At 40.5% G+C, this 20,690-nt stretch carries 18 protein-coding genes; 8 read left to right on the top strand and 10 right to left on the bottom strand.

The annotated features are described in order from the left end of the window. Nucleotides 1-48: 48 nt before the first annotated feature. The 6 genes from lpdA to nadC all read right to left on the bottom strand — a co-directional run bounded on the left by lpdA (nucleotide 49) and on the right by nadC (nucleotide 9,089). On the bottom strand, nucleotides 49-1,476 hold the full coding sequence (gene lpdA, locus P2E05_RS06435) for a dihydrolipoyl dehydrogenase (RefSeq protein ID WP_154625094.1): 1,428 nt from the start codon (nucleotides 1,474-1,476) through the stop codon (nucleotides 49-51). A 204-nt stretch (nucleotides 1,477-1,680) separates the two neighbouring features. Beyond that, nucleotides 1,681-3,543, bottom strand: coding sequence for a pyruvate dehydrogenase complex dihydrolipoyllysine-residue acetyltransferase (gene aceF, locus P2E05_RS06430; protein WP_269723795.1), 1,863 nt, complete (start codon nucleotides 3,541-3,543; stop codon nucleotides 1,681-1,683). 13 nt (nucleotides 3,544-3,556) lie between these two features. Beyond that, entirely contained in the window at nucleotides 3,557-6,223 is a 2,667-nt protein-coding gene (aceE, locus tag P2E05_RS06425; RefSeq protein ID WP_196713371.1) for a pyruvate dehydrogenase (acetyl-transferring), homodimeric type, read from the bottom strand. 165 nt (nucleotides 6,224-6,388) lie between these two features. Next, complete coding sequence (gene pdhR, locus P2E05_RS06420; protein WP_154625096.1) at nucleotides 6,389-7,159, bottom strand: pyruvate dehydrogenase complex transcriptional repressor PdhR; 771 nt, start codon at nucleotides 7,157-7,159, stop codon at nucleotides 6,389-6,391. A 604-nt stretch (nucleotides 7,160-7,763) separates the two neighbouring features. Next, nucleotides 7,764-7,946 carry a PT domain-containing protein gene (locus P2E05_RS21645; protein WP_276123057.1) on the bottom strand — a complete coding sequence of 61 codons (183 nt, stop codon included), beginning with the start codon at nucleotides 7,944-7,946 and terminating at the stop codon, nucleotides 7,764-7,766. 243 nt (nucleotides 7,947-8,189) lie between these two features. After that, entirely contained in the window at nucleotides 8,190-9,089 is a 900-nt protein-coding gene (nadC, locus tag P2E05_RS06410) for a carboxylating nicotinate-nucleotide diphosphorylase (RefSeq protein ID WP_154625097.1), read from the bottom strand. A 252-nt stretch (nucleotides 9,090-9,341) separates the two neighbouring features. On the opposite strand from nadC, the gene ampD reads away from it, so the two are divergent. The 7 genes from ampD (at nucleotide 9,342) to yacG (ending at nucleotide 15,063) form a co-directional block, all read left to right on the top strand. Beyond that, the gene (gene ampD / locus P2E05_RS06405) at nucleotides 9,342-9,890 is read left to right on the top strand and encodes a 1,6-anhydro-N-acetylmuramyl-L-alanine amidase AmpD (RefSeq protein WP_154625098.1); all 549 of its coding nucleotides are present in this window, start codon (nucleotides 9,342-9,344) and stop codon (nucleotides 9,888-9,890) included. Between the two features lie 399 nt (nucleotides 9,891-10,289). Then, nucleotides 10,290-10,715, top strand: a complete 426-nt coding sequence (gene ppdD, locus P2E05_RS06400; protein ID WP_154635759.1) for a prepilin peptidase-dependent pilin — start codon at nucleotides 10,290-10,292, stop codon at nucleotides 10,713-10,715. A 15-nt stretch (nucleotides 10,716-10,730) separates the two neighbouring features. Next, nucleotides 10,731-12,131: an ATPase, T2SS/T4P/T4SS family gene (locus P2E05_RS06395; RefSeq protein ID WP_154635760.1), complete on the top strand. Its 1,401-nt coding sequence runs from the start codon at nucleotides 10,731-10,733 to the stop codon at nucleotides 12,129-12,131. Next, the gene (locus P2E05_RS06390) at nucleotides 12,131-13,318 is read left to right on the top strand and encodes a type II secretion system F family protein (protein ID WP_154635761.1); all 1,188 of its coding nucleotides are present in this window, start codon (nucleotides 12,131-12,133) and stop codon (nucleotides 13,316-13,318) included. The genes P2E05_RS06395 and P2E05_RS06390 overlap by 1 nt, the downstream gene beginning before the upstream one ends. Before the next feature lie 156 nt (nucleotides 13,319-13,474). Further along, the gene (gene coaE / locus P2E05_RS06385; RefSeq protein ID WP_154622666.1) at nucleotides 13,475-14,080 is read left to right on the top strand and encodes a dephospho-CoA kinase; all 606 of its coding nucleotides are present in this window, start codon (nucleotides 13,475-13,477) and stop codon (nucleotides 14,078-14,080) included. 9 nt (nucleotides 14,081-14,089) lie between these two features. Beyond that, a complete protein-coding gene (zapD, locus tag P2E05_RS06380) occupies nucleotides 14,090-14,848 on the top strand; it encodes a cell division protein ZapD (RefSeq protein WP_154622667.1) in 759 nt (252 codons plus the stop codon). Nucleotides 14,849-14,865: 17 nt separating this feature from the next. Next, the gene (gene yacG / locus P2E05_RS06375; RefSeq protein WP_154622668.1) at nucleotides 14,866-15,063 is read left to right on the top strand and encodes a DNA gyrase inhibitor YacG; all 198 of its coding nucleotides are present in this window, start codon (nucleotides 14,866-14,868) and stop codon (nucleotides 15,061-15,063) included. Between the two features lie 237 nt (nucleotides 15,064-15,300). On the opposite strand, the gene mutT is transcribed toward yacG, so the two are convergent. The 3 genes from mutT to secM form a co-directional block, all read right to left on the bottom strand. Then, nucleotides 15,301-15,690: an 8-oxo-dGTP diphosphatase MutT gene (gene mutT, locus P2E05_RS06370; RefSeq protein ID WP_163860900.1), complete on the bottom strand. Its 390-nt coding sequence runs from the start codon at nucleotides 15,688-15,690 to the stop codon at nucleotides 15,301-15,303. Between the two features lie 53 nt (nucleotides 15,691-15,743). Continuing rightward, nucleotides 15,744-18,455 (bottom strand): preprotein translocase subunit SecA, encoded by a 2,712-nt coding sequence (secA, locus tag P2E05_RS06365; RefSeq protein ID WP_163860899.1) that lies wholly within the window; start codon nucleotides 18,453-18,455, stop codon nucleotides 15,744-15,746. A 102-nt stretch (nucleotides 18,456-18,557) separates the two neighbouring features. Then, nucleotides 18,558-19,082 (bottom strand): secA translation cis-regulator SecM, encoded by a 525-nt coding sequence (secM, locus tag P2E05_RS06360; RefSeq protein ID WP_154622671.1) that lies wholly within the window; start codon nucleotides 19,080-19,082, stop codon nucleotides 18,558-18,560. Nucleotides 19,083-19,188: 106 nt separating this feature from the next. Here secM and P2E05_RS06355 point away from each other — a divergent pair, with 106 nt between their 5' ends. Further along, a complete protein-coding gene (locus P2E05_RS06355) occupies nucleotides 19,189-19,710 on the top strand; it encodes a DUF721 domain-containing protein (protein ID WP_154622672.1) in 522 nt (173 codons plus the stop codon). A gap of 58 nt (nucleotides 19,711-19,768) precedes the next feature. On the opposite strand, the gene lpxC is transcribed toward P2E05_RS06355, so the two are convergent. Next, on the bottom strand, nucleotides 19,769-20,686 hold the full coding sequence (gene lpxC, locus P2E05_RS06350) for a UDP-3-O-acyl-N-acetylglucosamine deacetylase (protein ID WP_154622673.1): 918 nt from the start codon (nucleotides 20,684-20,686) through the stop codon (nucleotides 19,769-19,771). Between the last annotated feature and the right edge of the window lie 4 nt (nucleotides 20,687-20,690).

The following is a 20,690-nucleotide window of genomic DNA, read 5'->3' as shown; positions in this document are numbered from 1 at the left end:
TGATAAACAGCGAATTAAAAAGGCTGTTTACCAAAGCGACTTAAGAAATTATTTTTTCTTTTTCGCTTTAGCGTTTGGTAAGTCAGTAATGCTACCTTCGTAGATTTCTGCCGCCATACCAATTGATTCATACAGTGTTGGGTGAGCATGGATAGTTAATGCGATATCTTCTGCATCACAACCCATTTCAATTGCTAGGCCAATTTCACCTAACAGTTCGCCACCGTTAACACCAACAACCGCACCACCGATAACACGGTTAGATTGCTTGTCGAAAATCAGTTTGGTCATACCTTCTGAACAGTCTGAAGCAATTGCACGACCTGAAGCAGCCCAAGGGAATGTTGCGACTTCATAGCTGATGTTTTTCTCTTTCGCTTCTTTCTCTGTTAGACCTACCCATGCAACTTCTGGCTCAGTGTAAGCGATAGATGGGATAACTTTTGGATCGAAATAGTGTTTCAAGCCAGAGATGACTTCAGCTGCCACGTGCCCTTCATGAACACCTTTGTGTGCCAGCATTGGTTGACCAACGATGTCACCGATAGCAAAAATATGAGGAACATTCGTGCGCATTTGCTTATCGACATGGATGAAACCACGGTCATCAACTTCGACGCCAGCTTTACCTGCATCAAGGTTTTTACCATTTGGTACACGGCCGATTGCAACAAGCACAGCGTCATAACGTTGTGGTTCAGCAGGTGCTTTTTTACCTTCCATAGAAACATAGATGCCGTCTTCTCTTGCCTCAACAGCCGTCACTTTTGTTTCTAATAGTAAGTTGAATTTTTTACTAATTTGTTTGGTGAATACTTTAACCACATCTTTGTCAGCCGCTGGGATGACTTGGTCAAACATTTCAACAACATCAATTTGAGAACCCAGAGCATGATACACAGTCCCCATTTCCAGACCGATGATACCACCACCCATAACTAACAAACGCTCTGGAACTTCTTTCAGTTCTAGTGCATCCGTTGAATCCCAAATACGTGGATCTTCATGAGGAATAAATGGTAACTGAATAGGACGTGAACCCGCAGCTATGATCGCATTATCAAAGTTGATCGTTGTGCTACCGTTTTCGCCTTCAACAACCAGTGTGTTAGCACCAGTAAATTTACCAAGACCGTTAACAACGTTCACTTTACGGCCTTTTGCCATACCAGCCAAACCACCTGTCAGCTGATTAATAACTTTTTCTTTCCACAGGCGAACTTTGGAAATATCCGTTTTTGGCTCACCAAAAACAATACCATGTTCAGCGAGGGCTTTAGCCTCTTCAATCACTTTAGCTACATGCAATAGTGCTTTAGAAGGGATACAACCAACGTTCAAACAAACTCCACCCAGAGTTGAATAACGTTCAACTAAAACAGTATCTAAACCTAAGTCAGCGCAACGGAAAGCCGCAGAATACCCTGCAGGGCCTGCACCAAGTACCACTACTTGGGCTTTAATTTCAGTACTCATCATGACCTCTTTTTGTTTTGTCCAGCGGGCTGCCGAAAAAACGAATTATTCCACCGGAAAATACACACCGCGAGCAGTTTACAGAATTGTTAACATCCTGAAAAGGCTCATTACGTGACGTGACTCGCAACGTTTCGGATGAACAGTAAAAAATTCTGCCCCAGCCTAAATAAAACAGACCGGCCTATTAGCCGGTCTTATTTATTACATCACCAGTCGGCGAATATCGCTCATCAATTGACCTACTAAGGTGATAAAGCGAGCACCATCAGCACCGTCAATCACACGATGGTCGAATGAAAGTGACATTGGTAGCATTAAACGAGGTACAAACTCACTGCCATTCCATACTGGTTTCATGGAAGAGCGAGATAGCCCCATAATAGCTACTTCAGGCGCATTAACAATTGGTGCGAAACCAGTTGTTCCGATACCACCAAGGCTAGAAATCGTGAAGCATCCGCCCTGCATATCAGAAGCCGTCAATTTACCTGCACGTGCTTTCTTAGAAACTTCCATCAGTTCGCGAGAAAGTTCCATGATGCCTTTTTTGTTCACATCTTTGATAACAGGAACAACAAGACCGTTAGGTGTATCAACCGCAATACCAATGTTGATATATTTCTTCATGAATAGGCGTTGCCCATCTTCAGAAATAGAGCTATTGAAACGTGGCATTTCTTCAAGCGCACGAGCCACAGCTTTCATGATAAACACCAGTGGGGTAATTTTAACACCTAGCTGTTTCTTCTCTGCTTCTTTGTTCTGCTGCTTACGGAACTCTTCAACATCAGTAGTATCAACGTCTTCCATCAGCGTAACGTGAGGGATCATGACCCAGTTACGGCTCAGGTTAGCACCGGAGATTTTTTGGATACGGCCCAGTTCAACTTCTTCAACTTCACCAAACTTGCTGTAATCCACTTTTGGCCATGGCAGCATACCTGGCAGGCCACCACCCGCTGCGGCAGGCGCTTCAGCACGTTTGATCGCATCTTTAACGTAAGATTGCACATCTTCACGCAAAATACGACCTTTACGACCAGTACCTTTTACCTTAGCAAGGTTAACCCCAAACTCACGAGCTAAACGGCGAATAACTGGTGTCGCATGAACATAAGCCTCGTTTTCAACGAATTCATTCTTGCTATCAGCCGCTTTCGCTGGCGCTGCCGCAGGTGCCGGAGCCGATGATGCAGGAGCCGGAGCTGGAGCCGCAGAGGCTGCTGCCGCTGGTGCTGCACCTGCCACTTCAAAGGTCATGATCAGCGAGCCAGTTTTCACCTTATCACCTGTTGCGATCTTAATTTCTTTGACTGTACCTGCAAATGGCGCTGGTACTTCCATTGACGCTTTATCGCCTTCAACAGTGATGAGTGACTGTTCTTCTGTAACAGTATCGCCAACTTTAACCATGATTTCAGTGACTTCAACTTCATCACCACCGATATCTGGTACATTCACATCTTTAATTGCAGAAGCTGCTGGAGCAGGTGCAGATGCTGACGCTGCTGGTGCAGGTGCTGCCGCTGGTGCAGAACCGGCGACTTCAAAGACCATAATTAGCGACCCAGTTTTCACCTTATCACCTGTTGCGATCTTAATTTCTTTGACCGTACCTGCAAATGGAGCAGGAACTTCCATAGACGCTTTATCGCCTTCAACAGTGATGAGTGACTGTTCTTCTGTAACAGTATCACCAACTTTAACCATGATGTCAGTGACTTCAACTTCATCACCACCAATATCAGGTACGGATACTTCTTTTAACTCAGCAGCAGCTGCCGCCGCTGGTGCAGCCGGAGCCTCAGCAGGAGCCGCTGGAGCGGCACCTTCTGCTGATTCAAATACCATAATTAATTTACCGGTGGTAACTTTGTCACCAACTGCAATTTTAATTTCTTTAACCACACCCGCTTGTGGAGATGGTACTTCCATAGAAGCTTTATCACCTTCAACAGTGATAAGTGATTGCTCTGCTTCTACTTTATCACCAACTTTGACCATCACTTCGGTGACTTCAACTTCATCAGCACCGATATCAGGCACTTGGATTTCAATAGACATTGATTCTTACCTCTTATGCCAGACGTGGGTTAACTTTTTCTGGGTTGATGTTGTATTTTTTAATCGCTTCTTCAACGACGTTAACATCAATCTCACCACGTTTAGCCAATTCACCTAGCGCCGCAACGATTACATAAGATGTATCCACTTCAAAGTGGTGACGTAGGTTTTCACGGCTGTCAGAACGACCGAAACCATCAGTACCCAATACACGATAATCGCTTGCTGGGATGAAAGTACGAATCTGTTCTGCAAACAGTTTCATATAGTCAGTTGATGCAACAGCTGGCGCATCATTCATCACTTGAGCAACATAAGGTACACGTGGTGCTTCAGATGGGTGCAGCATATTCCAACGCTCACAATCTTGACCATCACGCGCCAACTCAGTGAACGAGGTTACGCTATAGATATCAGAACCGATACCGTATTCAGTCGACAGCACGTTAGCCGCTTCGCGAACATGGCGCATCATTGAACCAGAACCTAACAGCTGAACTTTACCTTTACTACCTTCAATTGAAGCCAGTTTATAGATACCTTTGCGGATACCTTCTTCAACACCTTCTGGCATCGCTGGCATATGATAGTTTTCATTCAGAGTCGTGATGTAATAGTACACGTTCTCTTGTTTCTCACCATACATACGCTCTAAACCGTCCTGCATAATGACTGCAACTTCATAAGCATAAGCAGGGTCATAAGAGATACAGTTAGGGATAGTCAGTGATTGAATATGGCTATGACCATCTTCGTGTTGTAAGCCTTCACCATTTAAAGTTGTACGGCCTGAAGTACCACCAATCAAGAAACCACGAGCTTGTTGGTCACCTGCTGCCCACAATAGGTCGCCGATACGTTGGAAACCAAACATGGAGTAGTAGATGTAGAATGGGATCATCGGCAGGTTATTCGTGCTGTAGGATGTTGCAGCCGCTAACCATGATGCACCTGCACCCAGTTCGTTAATCCCTTCTTGTAGGATCTGACCTTTAGAGTCTTCTTTATAGTAAGCCACTTGCTCACGATCCTGAGGCGTATACTGCTGACCTTTCGGGCTATAGATACCAATTTGACGGAACAGACCTTCCATACCGAAAGTCCGTGCTTCGTCAGCAATGATTGGGACTAAACGATCTTTGATAGAGTTGTTTTTCAACATCACGTTTAACGCACGAACAAATGCGATAGTGGTTGAAATTTCTTTTGATTGCTCTTCTAGCAATTGGCTGAAATCAGACAATGTAGGGATTTCTAATTTCTCATCAAAGTGAGTACGACGCGCTGGCAGATAACCGCCTAATGCTTGACGACGCTCATGCAGATATTTGTATTCTTCAGAATCTTTTTCAAACGTAACATATGGCAGTTTTTCGAGTTGATCATCAGCCACTGGCACGTTGAACTGATCACGGAAGTGACGAACGCCATCCATGTTCATTTTTTTCACTTGGTGAGCAATGTTTTTACCTTCTGCTGTTTCACCCATACCATAACCTTTAATGGTTTGAGCTAAAATAACAGTTGGTTTACCTTTAGTATCTGCTGCTTTTTTAAATGCGGCATAGACTTTCTTCGGATCATGACCACCACGGTTCAGAGCCCAAATCTCATCATCAGTCATGTCTTTAACTAATGCAGCTGTCTCTGGATAACGATTAAAGAAGTGCTCGCGAACGTATGCACCATCACGTGATTTAAAGGTCTGATAGTCACCATCAAGGGTTTCGTTCATCAATTGGACAAGTTTACCGCTAGTATCTTTACGTAGCAGTTCATCCCAACGATCACCCCACATAACCTTAATAACTTGCCAGCCAGCACCGCTAAAGATACCTTCTAGCTCATTAACAATTTTGCCGTTACCTGTTACAGGGCCATCTAAACGCTGCAAGTTACAGTTAATAACGAATACGAGGTTATCTAGCTTATCGCGAGTTGCGATAGTGATTGCACCTTTAGATTCTGGCTCATCCATCTCACCATCACCTAAGAATGCATAGACTCTTTGTGCAGAAGTATCTTTCAAACCGCGGTTATCAAGATATTTCAAGAATTTAGCTTGATAGATTGCGTTAATTGGACCAAGACCCATTGACACTGTTGGGAATTGCCAGAAATCAGGCATCAGTTTAGGGTGAGGATAAGAAGATAGACCTTTACCACCAATTTCTTGACGGAAATTGTTCATCTGCTCTTCAGTTAAGCGCCCTTCTAAGAATGCACGAGCGTAAATTCCTGGAGAAATATGACCTTGGAAGAAGACCAAATCCCCGCCATCATTATTGTTATGAGCGCGGAAGAAATGGTTAAAGCAAACTTCATATAAAGTCGCTGAAGACTGGTATGATGCCATATGGCCACCCAGTTCCAAATCTTTCTTAGAAGCACGCAGTACAGTCATCACTGCGTTCCAACGAATTGCGGAGCGAATACGGCGCTCCAAATCCATGTTACCAGGGTATGCAGGCTCGTCTTCAACAGCAATTGTGTTGATATAATCAGAACTACCAGATGCACCAGCAGCAATGTTTACACCGCCTTTACGCGCTTCGCTCAATACCTGTTCGATAATGAACTGAGCACGATCAACACCTTCTTCACGGATGACCGATTCAATCGCCTGTAGCCAGTCGCGAGTTTCAATCGGATCCACGTCATTTTTCAACATATCTGACATGGTGTATTCCTTATCTGTTATCTATTTTTTAATGTTTATGTGGAGCCTATCTTCGCGCTACTTTGCAGAAAATAGCGGGAAGATAGGCCCTGCTGTTGTTGCCGCTAGAACTCTCACAGAGAGTAGTCACAGTAATACAGACGCAGCAGTCAGTAATCTGCATTACTAATTTAATTCAGGATGTTGTTGCAACCGACGTAAAGAGCGTTCACGTCTTGTTTGTTCACGGCTAATATCCAAAAGTAACTCTTCAATAAATGCTAAATGACGATGAGAAGCTTCTCTTGCCTTCTCAGGTTCTCTTGCCATTATAGCGGAGAATATCTGAGCACGATGTTCACTAACTGCTTTATACATTTCTTTACGGGTATATAAAAACTCAAAGTTCTGACGAATATTCTGTTCCAACATCGGCACCATACAGCGTAATAAGTGCAGTATGACTACATTATGTGCTGCTTCTGTGACAATAAGTTGATATTGCAAAACCGCATTAGATTCCGCATCAATATCCCCACTTTGTTGAGCTTTTATGATCAATTCATAACTTTGTCGAATACGTTCTAAATCCTCATCAGTACCGCGTAATGCGGCATAATAAGCCGCTATACCTTCAAGGGCATGACGAGTTTCAAGAAGATCGAATTGAGATTCTGGATTACCGGTAAGGAGTTCGGTTAGTGGGTCACTAAAACTTTGCCACATTTGTTTTTGAACATACGTACCACCACCTTGACGGCGTGATAATAGCCCTTTGGCTTCGAGGGTTTGGATAGCTTCACGTACTGATGGCCGAGAAACGTCGAACTGTTTTGCCAGTTCACGCTCAGGAGGCAGCTTTTCGCCGGGGCGTAATGTCCCTTCGAAAATAAGATGCTCGAGGCGCTGCTCGATGACATCCGATAATTTTGGTTGGCGAATTTTACCGTAAGCCATAACCTGCCATGATCATTAGTGATTAATTATTGATTAGGTATCACTCAGTGTTAATTGGTAATACCAATTTCATTATGGATTAATAAAGTAACAAAGTATTCACTAACTGTCCATAAAGACCTTGCGCTAAATCATAAAATCCTGCAAATTTTAACAGATTTTTTTAAAATTTAGCATGTTTTGATAACCAATTCGCCTATCACAAACACGCCAATTTAACATTTTTATCGAATTTATATGCTTAAACAAAGAAGCTGAAACGATATAGTTGCAGATATTTGGAATTTAAATTCATAAAAAATGAATATTCTCTTACTGCTCTCAATCAAAGCGATACGCGCAAGAAACATACATGAGTTGGAGTGAAGAATATCGCTAACTATTCATACTATTTGTTGTTTTACTCAATATAAGAGTTGTATGGTTTCACTAAAATAGCAAAATTTAACCATACAAAAATCTACAAGCGACCCGATTACATCGTATTCAGACAAGAATGCAGCTCAAAGCGTAGCCGTGTCGTTATTTTAAGCTCTCTCCACACAGATAAGCCAAAATATCGTTTAACACCCTGAAATAAATATGTACTCTGCTTATAACTTGGTCAGTCGGTTAACCGGTTGGTTGGTTGATTGGTTGATTGGTTGATTGGTTGATTGGTTGATTGGTTGATTGGTTGATTGGTTGATTGGTTGATTGGTTGATTGGTTGATTGGTTGATTGGTTGATTGGTTGATTGGTTGATTACAATAGAAATAAAATCAACATCGTCAACGCATTTTGTCATGCTCAATGTTCCTTCCCTAGAAAGTCACTTCAGTGCACCAATAAAACGATCTGTCGGCACCGTCTCTATTAAATAACGATATAGAAATCGAGGCTCACTCGATGACACCAAAGCCAGAAAATAAGGCACTTTCTCGCTTTGGTCATTCTCTTACCTAGCCATCAAGGACGAGAGTTTTGCTGTATATACAGAAGGTTAAAACTCATAAATAGGTTAAATCTACTTCCATCTATCAGTGCTTACTTATTTTTCTTCCGCAAAACGCATCGATAGATCCATCGCTTTAATGTGTTTCGTGAGCGCGCCGACAGAAATGAAATCAACGCCTGTTTCTGCAAACTCTTTGATCGTGTCTAATGTTACATCTCCTGACACTTCGAGGGCGGCTTTACCAGCCGTTAGCACCACGGCTTCTTTCATCATATTAACGGTAAAGTTATCGAGCATGATGATATCTGCATCTACTTTTAATGCTTGCAGTAATTCATCTAAATTTTCAACCTCAACTTCAATTGGCACTTCAGGATGAGCTTGTCGTGCCAACGTGACAGCTTTAGCTACTGAGCCAGCAGAAATAATATGGTTTTCTTTAATTAAATAAGCATCTGATAAACCAAGTCTATGGTTATATCCTCCTCCCATTAATACTGCATATTTTAAAGCGCTTCTTAGCCCTGGAATAGTTTTACGCGTATCTAAGAGTTTTGCTTTAGTGCCTTCAAGTTGTGCCACATATTGCGCGGTGACCGTGGAAACTGAAGACAACGTTTGAATAAAATTTAAGGCCGTTCTTTCACCAGTCAATAGGATGTGCGAAGGGCCTGACATTTCACAAAGTAGCTGGTTTGGAACCACTTTATCACCATCATTAACATGCCATGTGATATCGATTTGCCCACCAAGCTGCTTAAATACTTCCTCTAACCATTTTTGACCACAAAACACACCATCTTCTCTCGTGATAATACGAGCAGTTGCGCGGGCTGCTGGCTGTAACAATTGCCCCGTGATGTCTTGTCGAACATCTACAATTTGGCCAAGGTCTTCTTTTAATGCATGAGTGACCATAAAAGGAATATCAGTATTTAATTTTTCAAACAGTGCTTCACGTCTTTGATTTTCGTCATAACGCCTTGTCGCCATCAATAAACTCCAATACCTGTATGTGCAATTCGCCATCTATCCTGTCACTTCAAGGCACATGGCATGTGTGATAAACCTATCTCTCGCTTAATCAACCAAATTACTTTAGCATCTTCTTCGCTTTAACAAAAAAAACACGTTATTGAATACAAACATACAACTCGAATTATTCTATGTATATGCTAATCTTTCTTCCTCACAGCGATGTTTGCAAATGAAGAATAGATAGAAAGGAATACTATGGCACTGGATATGAAAATACATAATGGTTGGTTGCAAAATGTGACCCATATCCCGTCACCACATCATGATGAACGACCAGAAAATGTGTCCCCTTCTCTTTTGGTGATCCACAACATTAGCCTCCCGCCAGGGCAGTTTGGGGGGCCTTATATCAACCAACTTTTTACTGGAACACTTAATCCAACAGAGCATCCCTTTTTCGACGAAATTAAACACCTTCGTGTTTCTGCTCATTGTTTAATTCGCCGAGATGGCGAAATTATTCAATATGTTCCTTTTCATCTACGAGCGTGGCACGCAGGACAATCGAGTTATCAAGGTAAAGAAAAGTGTAATGATTTTTCTATTGGTATTGAACTAGAAGGTACTGATTTTGAACCTTTTACTACTGCACAGTACGATTCATTAACCAAACTCACGTGTTCTCTTATCACGCTATACCCTGAAATCAGGAACCACATCACGGGGCATAGCGATATCGCCCCCAATCGAAAGACAGATCCTGGACCTTATTTTGATTGGCAACGATTTAAAACACAGTTAGCCACACACTGTTGATAAACACTATTATGAATTAACATCTCGCGGCATCTTTTGCCGCTTTTATTTATCCACTGTTTTAATCGCACTATAGCGTTTTTCAAATTGGATCTATCACATATCTTGCTAACCTCGTTTAATCGCAATAAATAATAGAAATATATAATAAGGTTCCTATTATTTTTATAATCAACTTATCCTATTTATTCTTTATACATATTATAGCTATCATACTCGCTAATAAATAAAACATGTTATTTTCCATTCAATCTGTATTTGCGAGGCTCCTCCCAAGAAAATGTAATATGTGTCATTTTCAATTTTTCATTTACATAGCCTTTCGCAAAATGAATTTTATTGAATTAAATAATCATCCCTTCCATTTTAAAGTATCCCCTCACCCAACAAGGAGGCTATATGAATCAAAAAGGATTTTCTTTAATTGAAATCATGGTCGTTATTGCAATAATTTCCATATTAAGTGCTATTGCTATCCCCGGTTATCAAGGTTATATGCAAAAGGCCGCCATAACCGATGTATTGCAAACTATTTTACCTTATAAGAATAATATAGAGATCTGTGCCTTTAATAGAGGAACACTCGCAGCCTGTAATGCAGGGAGTGAAAATATCCCCAACAATATAAAAGGAAAATATATAAAAAATATAGATGTAGCATCCGGAGTGATAAATTTCACCGCAGACAAAAATCTCGACAGTTTATCCGTCACATTAACACCAACAGTCCCGACTGATAGCTCCCCCTTTCAATGGCAAGTCATATGTGAAAGCAGCAATGATAATAAATTAAAAACGTTATGTGAAAATACATTTGTATTCTGAAAAATAGGATAAATTATGATGACCACCAGGGAACAGGATTTTATATTCAAAGAGCTTAAAAGTGTCTGTGACAAACATTATATTATTATTGTAGATTATAATAATAAACGACTGTCTATCGGTGTACCTAAAAAACCTCATGATAATGTTCTTGCGACTTTACGTTTTATTGCTGGTGTGCCTGTATGTTATGATATATGGCCAAAAGAAAAAATTGACCACTACTTCAATAAAAAATATGCCGAGATTCAAGAACCAGAAACCGTATACCATAGCCAGGAAAAAGAACAATTAGCTATCACTTCTCCAGCCGTTGATTTTGCTGAAAATATGTTGAAAGCCGCAGTAAGAAAACGCGCTTCTGATATTCATATTGAACCGACAAAACAGGGGCTGAAAATCCGCCTACGCGTTGATGGTAAACTCTATTTTATTCCATCCCCACCATTAGAAATCAATAATGAAATTATTGCACGCATAAAAATACTAGCAAAATTAAATATTGCGGAAAAACGATTACCGCAAGATGGGCAAATGAATTGGTATTTTGATGGACACAACTACAGTATCCGTTTATCAACGATTCCAACGCTATATGGAGAAAAGTTGGTTCTACGAATACAGAATACTCAGCTAAAATATTCTATTGAACAAATTGGTATGAATAATCAGTTACTGGTCAGTTTAAAGAAAAAATTATTGCAGCCACAGGGGTTAATTCTCGTGACTGGGCCTACCGGTAGTGGAAAAACAGTCACACTCTACAGTTCATTAGAATATCTCAATCAATCTTCACGTAATATATCGACTATTGAAGACCCGATTGAAATCCCATTGTCAGGCATTAATCAAATACACGTTAATGATAAATATGGGCTAAGTTTTGCACATATATTACGCGCGTTACTTCGACAAGACCCAGATATTATTATGATCGGAGAAATTAGGGATGAGGAAACAGCCCAGATTGCAACCAGAGCTGCACAAACAGGGCACCTAGTATTATCAACTTTGCATACCAACTGCACGTTAAGTGCCATTGATAGAATGACTCAACTCGGGGTGAGTAAATCACAACTCAGTTCGTGTTTAAAAATGGTCATTGCACAAAGACTCGTACGTCGATTATGCCCTAACTGTAAAGTAAAACAGCCAAAGGTCGTGCAAATAAGTGAAAATATCTCAATTAAAGAATGGTCATCGGCTGGATGTGATCTCTGTTTTGCGGGTTTTATGGGAAGAACAGCAATCTATGAATATCTGGAACAAAATGCGCTTAGCCAAATTTTTCATTATGAAAAAAATCATACTAATCATTTTCAAACGCTTTTTCAAGATGGTTTAAATTTAATCGATAGCGGAGAAACAACGCTACAAGAGCTATATTCAGTCATCGGATATGGAGAGGAATTATAATGTTTATTTATTCCTATATCGCGTTATCTCATGAAAATAATCTTATTAAAGATACCATTATCTCTAGAAATAAAAAATCTGCATTTATTGAGTTACTCGAGTCTGAACACACGCCTATTCAAATCCGTTTTAGATCGTTATTCATTCTGAATAAGAGCAACATTCATTATCGCGTCCATTTTTTTTATCAATTAAATACGCTCCTCTCCTCTGGCATTAATTTATTGCAAAGCCTATATATTTTACAAAAAAATATAAAAGATCCATTGTGGAGAAAAATCATCGCATCAGCAATTTATGATTTAAAACGTGGGAATAATCTTTCCAATAATCTTGAGAAGCACCCGAACATATTCACTCCAACAATTATCAGTTTAGTAAAAGTAGCCGAAAAAACAGGAGATTATGAAAAAACCTTTAAAATTATCGCTACCATGCTAAAACACGATGCTGAAGCCCAAAAAAAGGTTATAAAGTCACTGAGATATCCGTTAATACTCGTGTTATTGTCAATTGTGTTAGTTTTTATTATGTTAATTTATGTACTACCTCAATTTGAAACTATTTATCATAGTTTTCAACATGAGTTACCAGCGATCACTAAATTAATGATAAGCATTTCTAATTTAATCACTCAGTATTTAGTTTATTTACTGCCGATTACCCTAATTTCCTTATCACTTATTTGGCGGTTTAATGCTTATTTTTCAATATTCATGGCGAGTTTACTGTTTTATATTCCCCCGATAAAAAAACTCATTGAAATAAATAATCTCAATATATTCTTTCTAACCTTATCCTCTACACTAGGCGCGGGACTGCCATTAACAGAATGTCTGAAATGCACAGCAGAGACGATCCATACACCAATCTATAAAAAAACTAGCTTATTGGTATATCAATCTGTGTTAAAAGGAGAATCATTGTCTAATGCCGTTAAACATAACTCTTTTTTCCCCGCAATAGTCTATCAATTGATTGCGGTGGCAGAAGAGTCAGGCCAACTACCTCACTTTTCACAATACTTATTTACTCATTTTTCAACTCAACATACCGCCCTCATGGAAAAATCACTCAAAAACTTAGAACCCATATTGCTCCTATTAATGGCCTTACTTGTTGGGAGCATAATGGTCGCAATGTACCTCCCTATATTTAATTTAGGAAATGTTATAACAACCATTTGATATAGTTAATTATAGGATAGCATTTTATCTATTTATGCTATAGAACTACCTACTGACGGTAAGTCCGGTAAGCTTACAGTGCGTATTATCTCCTGAGTGAAGACAAACAGGAGAAATCCGTGTAACCTATTATTTTTCAAAACAATGAATACGATTATGGCCTATATTGTTGCACTAACAGGAGGAATTGGTAGCGGAAAAACAACCGTTGCTAATCAATTTGCTAAGCTAGGGGTACCACTGGTCGATGCCGATATTATTGCTAGAAAGGTGGTAGAACCTAATTCGCCTGCTCTTGCAGCGATTAAAAACCGTTATGATGAAAACATTATTCAATCGGATGGTTCTCTCAATCGCCAGCATCTTAGGAAAATTATTTTTTCTAATGAATCTGAAAAACAATGGCTAAATGCCCTACTTCATCCCCTCATTCAGCAAGAGACACAAAGACAATTACAACAAATTACCAACCCTTATGTCATTTGGGTTGTTCCTTTATTATTTGAAAACAAGCTATCACACCTAGCGGATCGGGTTCTTGTCATTGATGTTACCCCTGAAGAACAAATTCAGCGCACAATGCAAAGAGATAATGTTAATCAAGAACATGTAGCTAATATTATGCAATCGCAAACTAGCAGAGAAAACCGCTTGTTACAAAGTGATGACATTATTACAAATCATGATGGTGAATCTGATATTGCCGAAAAGGTCGCTGCACTCCACGAAAAGTATATGACGCTAGCACAACAGAACAAATAGGAAATCAATATGAGTGAATCAAACACTGTAAACTTCGTCACTTACGAGTATCCATTGAATGAAAAAATTCGCTCATGGCTAAGGCTCGAAACACTGCTAAATCAAGTTTATGAACTTAGCCACATTACCTCCTATACATCCGGTATTGCTTTTTTCCGTTCCGTATCAGAATTAATAGAAATTCTTGATAGGGGCGAAGTGCGATCTGATATGATCAAAGAGCTTGAAAAGCAACGTAGACGTTTATCTGCTTGGTCCGATGCACCGAATGCAGACAATCAGCTTATTTCATCTCTACTTAACGACCTTGCAACTAAAGCCGCAAATATCACAACGGCACCTAGATTTGGTCAACAGCTAAGGAACGATAAAATCATTAGTATGGTTCGCCAACGATTAAGTATTCCCGGCGGATGCTGTAGTTTTGATCTCCCCACACTCCAATTGTGGTTACATATGCCGCAAGAACAGAAAGAGCAAGCTATTAGCGGTTGGCTTAAAAGCCTAGCCCCTTTGAAAGATACGTTAGATACAATCTTGAACCTTATTCGTCAAGCGGGCTCTTTTGAAATTAAAGAGTGTCACAATGGCTTTTATCAAGATAGTGTCGAAGATAAAGAGTTATTAAGGGTGAGGCTATCAAGCGATAAGCTGATTTTCCCTCAAATTTCAGGCCATAAAACACGATTTGCAATTCGTTTTCTTCACATTGACAGCGAAAATGGTATTGTACCCGCAATGATGACTTTTGAATTATCCTGCTGTTAATAAGGGGGAAGTAGTAAATGACGGAAAAAATTGAAGTTAATTGTCCAACATGCCAGAAAATTGTTATTTGGGGAGAAGAAAGCCCATTTAGGCCATTTTGCAGTAAGCGATGCCAACTTATCGATCTTGGTGAGTGGGCGGCTGAAGAAAAACGAATTGCCAGCCAAGGTGATATTTCTGACAGTGATAATTGGAGTGAACAACCTGAACATTAATAGCAACAAGCAAGATAGCTATTGCTGTTAATGACATGCCTTATATCCTGTTGTTAATAAATTAACGGGAATATAAGGCATTATGCGAATAACTCGCGCCATTTCACTTTAGCGTAAACCGCTTAATAAACGAAAGCTTACCTTACTTTTACTCACAGCCTGATTTTAATCACCCTCTTCTATCAGCACAGAAATGATGATTAATCCCCTCTTAACAGACGGTGAGTTCAGGGAAAATTATTTTAGCATATCAATAATAATACGATTCGCAGGTGGGAACTCACTAGCCACTAAATCTTTCTGATCGACCCAACGGCTTTTTTGTCCCTCTTTCCCATAAGGCTCATTTTCCCAACGAGAAACCATATAAAAGTAGAGAGTCACACGGCGTTCATCAAATTCATGCTCAACACAGTGAAAGAGCTCACATTCAGTGACAATTATCCCTACTTCCTCTTCTAACTCGCGAATTAACGCATCTTCAGGCTGTTCCCCGTGTTCTAATTTTCCGCCAGGGAATTCCCAAAAACCCGCCATATGAGTGCCGCTTGGGCGCTCAGTAATAAATATTTTGTGGTCATCATTACGGATGATGCCAGCGGCAATATACAGATGTTTTTTTTCCATAATTTCTTCGTTAAAAAGGCGGGTTACCCCGCCTTGTGTGATGTGATATTAAATTACTTTAAGCGACCATGACATTGCTTATATTTTTTGCCTGAACCACAAGGACAAGGATCATTACGACCGATTTTATGACCCTGTGTGGCTATCTGTGCTTCAGCTTCAGACATCAATGATTCAGCGCCGGCATCATGACTCAACTGCTGTTTTTTCGCTAAGCGTTCTGCTTCTTCTTTACGCTGTTGTTCTAAAGCTTCAACTTCTTCAGGTAAACGAACCTGAACTTTAGATAGTGTACTGATAACCTCGTATTTCAACGATTCAAGCATATTCGCAAACATGTTGAAAGATTCACGCTTATATTCTTGTTTTGGATCTTTCTGCGCGTAACCACGCAAATGGATACCTTGACGTAAATAATCCATCGAAGCCAAATGCTCTTTCCACAATGTATCTAACGTCTGTAGCATGACACCTTTTTCGAAATTACGCATCATTTCCGCGCCAACGATCTCTTCTTTTTTCTGATAGATTTCAATGGCTTTTTCCATAATACGCTCACGAAGAGTTTCTTCATGTAATTCAGGCTCTTTATCCAACCATTCTTTGATTGGTAAATCTAAATCGAAATCACTGACTAAGCGTTTTTGCAGCCCTTCAATGTCCCACATTTCTTCCAAAGATTGTGGTGGAATATAGGCATCAATAGTGGTCGTGAATACATCTTGACGAATGCTATCTACCGTTTCTTTAATATCACCACCGTCAAGCAGCTCATTACGCTGAGTATAAATAGCACGACGTTGGTCACTCGCTACATCATCATATTCAAGCAGCTGCTTACGAATATCAAAGTTACGGTTTTCAACTTTACGTTGCGCATTTGCAATAGCTTTCGTGACCCATGGGTGTTCAATCGCTTCACCCGGTTTCATGCCTAATTTACGCATCATGCCTGTGACACGATCAGAGGCAAAAATACGCATCAACGCATCTTCCATGGAGAGGTAGAAACGTGAAGAACCGGCATCACCTTGACGCCCCGCACGACCTCGTAACTGGTTATCAATACGACGAGATTCATGACGTTCTGTACCGATGATATGTAAACCACCAGCAGCAAGTACCGCGTCATGACGCTCTTTCCAACGCGCCTTGATTTCATCAATTTGCTCTTGAGTTGGCGCTTCCAAAGCTGCAACCTCAGATTGCCAACTACCACCCAACATAATATCCGTACCACGACCAGCCATGTTAGTCGCGATAGTAACCGCTCCAGCTTGACCTGCGTTCGCAACAATATCCGCTTCTAAAGCATGGAATTTCGCGTTCAATACATTATGTTCAATTTTTGCTTTTCTCAATGCATTAGAAATCAGCTCTGATTTCTCAATTGAGATAGTCCCCACGAGCACGGGTTGGCCGTTTTGTGTTCTTTCACGGATATCTTCAATAATCGCTGCGAATTTATCCTCTTCAGTCATATAGACTAAGTCAGGTAAATCCTTACGGATCATAGGACGGTTAGTTGGGATAACAATGGTATCTAATTTATAGATAGAGCTAAACTCAAATGCCTCGGTATCCGCGGTTCCCGTCATACCCGCCAGTTTTTCGTATAAGCGGAAATAGTTTTGGAAGGTAATTGATGCCAGTGTTTGGTTTTCATTTTGGATCTCAACACCTTCTTTTGCTTCCACCGCTTGGTGCAAGCCATCAGACCAACGGCGGCCTTCCATTGTACGGCCTGTATGTTCATCAACGATGATAACTTGACCGTCTTTAACAATATAATCCACATCCAGTGTAAATAACGCATGAGCGCGTAAGCCTGCCATCACGTGATGCATCAGCATAATGTTTGATGGAGAATACAGTGATTCACCTTCTTCCATTAAGCCTTCTTCCGTTAACAGTTGCTCAATCAGTACTAAACCACGCTCAGTCAGCGTGACCTGACGTGATTTCTCATCTACTGAGAAATGCCCTTCACCTTGGAAAGTGTCAGAGTCTTCCTTCTCTTGACGCACAAGTTTAGGAATTAATTTATCAACTTTTTTGTACAGTTCTGAGCTATCTTCAGCCGGACCAGAAATAATAAGTGGTGTACGCGCTTCATCGATAAGAATTGAGTCAACCTCATCCACCAATGCGTAGTGTAATTTACGCTGTACGCGCTCTTCTGGGCTAAATGCCATGTTGTCACGTAAGTAGTCAAAGCCGAATTCGTTGTTAGTACCATAAGTAATATCAGCCGCATAAGCTTCACGCTTAAGTCCTGCTGGCATACCTGGAAGGTTTATACCAACACTCAGGCCTAAAAATTCGAATAATGGACGGTTGTTTTCAGCATCACGTTTCGCCAAATAGTCGTTAACTGTAACAACGTGAACCCCTTTACCCGTTAATGCGTTCAAGTAAGCAGGGAGAGTCGCTGTCAGTGTTTTACCTTCACCAGTACGCATCTCAGCGATACAGCGCTCGTTCAAAACCATCCCACCAATCAGCTGTACATCAAAGTGACGCATACCAAAAACACGTTTACTGGCTTCTCGAACAGTTGCAAACGCTTCAGGAATGATGCTTTCAAGGCTTTCGTTTTTACTCAGACGCTCACGGAATTCTTGGGTTTTAGCTTTGAGTTCATCATCACTTAACTTTTCAAACTCCGGCTCAAGGCGATTAATCTTTTCGACTTCTTTACGCAGACGACGGAGGGTACGGTCATTACGACTACCAAAAACTTTGGTTAATAATTTTGTTAACATATTTATATATTCTCAGGTAATTCAGTTAATTACTAAACAATTAAATCATGTAATTTGCTTAGAACATAGTGCATATCTCAAGATCGACAATGTTATTGCTAATTAACTCATAAGAGGACCGGCACGGATCCCATGAACCTGAGCAACCCAAATTGCAGGTTGATATGCTACAAAATGTGGAAAAGCGTAGCGTTCCGGTTGGGTAACATTGTCACCCCATTGAAGTGAACGTTGTGCCAGCATGGCATACAACGTATCAAGCATGACTTGCGGAGCTAGTAGTGAACCTTTAGCTTCATCTTGTAAATTCGTATCGCCATCTTCAGTGTTTGAAAAAGCGAAAGTCAGTTGTCGAATGACATTCCTAACCGCATGTTGCTGCCAATAATTCACAGAATACGACGAGGACGGTGAAGAACGTTGGGGTTGTTGTTGTGCAAATAAGTTATCAAAAGCACTAACCGCTTGATTTTGGCGATTAACAGACGAATTAAACTGGGTTTGCTGAGCATCTGATAAGGCATTTAAAATCGCAGGCATGCCAATCCCTGTAGCGACAAGTCCTAATAGGAAATGAGACCACAAGTATCTTCTACCAAATTGTCGCCAAAGATTTAAAATGCCCATCAAAGTCTTATATTATGTTGCTGTTACACTATTTTTATTCAAGTTCGCGTTATACTACTCAAGCTATACTTAAGAATAAACCTAACACATTAGGCGGAGCCGAAAAATGAGAGATAGTCACCCACAAGCATTATTCGATGTCCTTGAGGAGTCACTCGCTAAAACGAGCAGCCCCCTATTAACTATTCAGCGTACTGCTAACGCGATTAATCGGCTTAACAAAGCTGTTAAAGGATTGCTCCCTAGCGAACTTAAGCCAATGTGCCGCGTTGCAAACTATCGTAACAGCATTTTGATTATCGAGGTTGCTAATGCAAGCTGGATGACCCGATTAAATTACGAAAAACTTAATCTACTTTCTGCATTACGAGGCTCTATTCTACCATCTTTATCTTCCATAGACATCAGAATCAATCCTACTCTTATGCGAAAAAAGACTGAAAATAGCTCACTGAATAATCAAACAGTTAAAAATATGCAAACTAGGAATGAACGGAGAATAAGTGCGGAAACGGCTAAGCATCTTTTACGTTTAGCAGAGAATAGTTCAAAAGATTTAAAACAGAGACTAGAGCGGCTGGCTGCGCTGGCCGGAGAGAGTACCAGCACAACCAACAGAAAAGATTAACGCTGACATTCGCGTTTTATAACAACAACTGATTCAACTGTTTACCAACTTAACTTGATTAAGCGTAAACCGTTGAAGGTGCTTTGAATGCCACGGGTAATTCAGCTTCATCTTCAAATGTCACCAAATCCCAAGCAGATTCTTTAGCCAGTACCGCTTGTAGAAGTTTGTTATTCAATGCATGACCAGATTTATAGGCAGTAAATGCACCAATAATATTATGTCCACACATGAATAGGTCACCGATAGCATCAAGTGTTTTGTGACGAACAAATTCATCTTCAAAACGCAAACCATCTTCGTTGAGGACACGATAGTCATCAACAACGATAGCACAATCGAAACTACCGCCTAAGCATAGGCCTTGAGATTGCAGATATTCAATATCACGCATAAAACCAAATGTACGCGCACGGCTAATTTGGCTAACAAAGGCTTCAGCAGAAAAATCGATTTTATAACGCTGCGTACTGCTATCAATAGCAGGGTGATTAAAATCGATAGTAAAATCAAGGCTAAAACCATTATATGGTGTGAATTCAGCCCATTTATCACCATCTTCTACACGCACTTTTTCTTTAATACGTACGAATTTTTTCGCACAATTCAGTTCTTCAATACCTGCATCTAGCAATAAGAAGACGAATGGTGCTGCACTGCCATCCATAATCGGGATTTCAGGCGCATTGACTTCAATAACAATGTTATCGATACCTAATCCTGCCAAAGCAGCATTCAGATGCTCTACGGTCGAAATACGCACGTTATCTTCATTAACTAAACAAGTACATAACATGGTATCACGGACAGACTTAGCATCAGCCGGAAAATCAACCGGAGGATTTAGGTCAGTACGACGGTAGATGACCCCGGTGTTTGCCGCCGCTGGACGCAGAGTAAGCGTGACTTTCTTGCCAGTATGTAAACCAACACCAGTCGCTTCAACTATACGTTTAAGTGTCCTTTGTTTGATCATCGTT

The organism is Providencia stuartii (assembly GCF_029277985.1).
Classification (GTDB): domain Bacteria; phylum Pseudomonadota; class Gammaproteobacteria; order Enterobacterales; family Enterobacteriaceae; genus Providencia; species Providencia zhejiangensis.
The sequence above is the reverse complement of the archived record's forward strand: the minus strand, read 5'-3'. Positions and strand labels throughout refer to the sequence as shown.

Bases quoted from the DNA above. Each gene is read 5' to 3' on its own strand.
- lpdA (WP_154625094.1), bottom strand. From the start codon at position 1,476: ATGAGTACTGAAATTAAAGCCCAAGTAGTGGTACTTGGTGCAGGCCCT.
- aceF (WP_269723795.1), bottom strand. From the start codon at position 3,543: ATGTCTATTGAAATCCAAGTGCCTGATATCGGTGCTGATGAAGTTGAA.
- aceE (WP_196713371.1), bottom strand. From the start codon at position 6,223: ATGTCAGATATGTTGAAAAATGACGTGGATCCGATTGAAACTCGCGAC.
- pdhR (WP_154625096.1), bottom strand. From the start codon at position 7,159: ATGGCTTACGGTAAAATTCGCCAACCAAAATTATCGGATGTCATCGAG.
- P2E05_RS21645 (WP_276123057.1), bottom strand. From the start codon at position 7,946: ATGACAAAATGCGTTGACGATGTTGATTTTATTTCTATTGTAATCAAC.
- nadC (WP_154625097.1), bottom strand. From the start codon at position 9,089: ATGGCGACAAGGCGTTATGACGAAAATCAAAGACGTGAAGCACTGTTT.
- ampD (WP_154625098.1), top strand. From the start codon at position 9,342: ATGAAAATACATAATGGTTGGTTGCAAAATGTGACCCATATCCCGTCA.
- ppdD (WP_154635759.1), top strand. From the start codon at position 10,290: ATGAATCAAAAAGGATTTTCTTTAATTGAAATCATGGTCGTTATTGCA.
- P2E05_RS06395 (WP_154635760.1), top strand. From the start codon at position 10,731: ATGATGACCACCAGGGAACAGGATTTTATATTCAAAGAGCTTAAAAGT.
- P2E05_RS06390 (WP_154635761.1), top strand. From the start codon at position 12,131: ATGTTTATTTATTCCTATATCGCGTTATCTCATGAAAATAATCTTATT.
- coaE (WP_154622666.1), top strand. From the start codon at position 13,475: ATGGCCTATATTGTTGCACTAACAGGAGGAATTGGTAGCGGAAAAACA.
- zapD (WP_154622667.1), top strand. From the start codon at position 14,090: ATGAGTGAATCAAACACTGTAAACTTCGTCACTTACGAGTATCCATTG.
- yacG (WP_154622668.1), top strand. From the start codon at position 14,866: ATGACGGAAAAAATTGAAGTTAATTGTCCAACATGCCAGAAAATTGTT.
- mutT (WP_163860900.1), bottom strand. From the start codon at position 15,690: ATGGAAAAAAAACATCTGTATATTGCCGCTGGCATCATCCGTAATGAT.
- secA (WP_163860899.1), bottom strand. From the start codon at position 18,455: ATGTTAACAAAATTATTAACCAAAGTTTTTGGTAGTCGTAATGACCGT.
- secM (WP_154622671.1), bottom strand. From the start codon at position 19,082: ATGGGCATTTTAAATCTTTGGCGACAATTTGGTAGAAGATACTTGTGG.
- P2E05_RS06355 (WP_154622672.1), top strand. From the start codon at position 19,189: ATGAGAGATAGTCACCCACAAGCATTATTCGATGTCCTTGAGGAGTCA.
- lpxC (WP_154622673.1), bottom strand. From the start codon at position 20,686: ATGATCAAACAAAGGACACTTAAACGTATAGTTGAAGCGACTGGTGTT.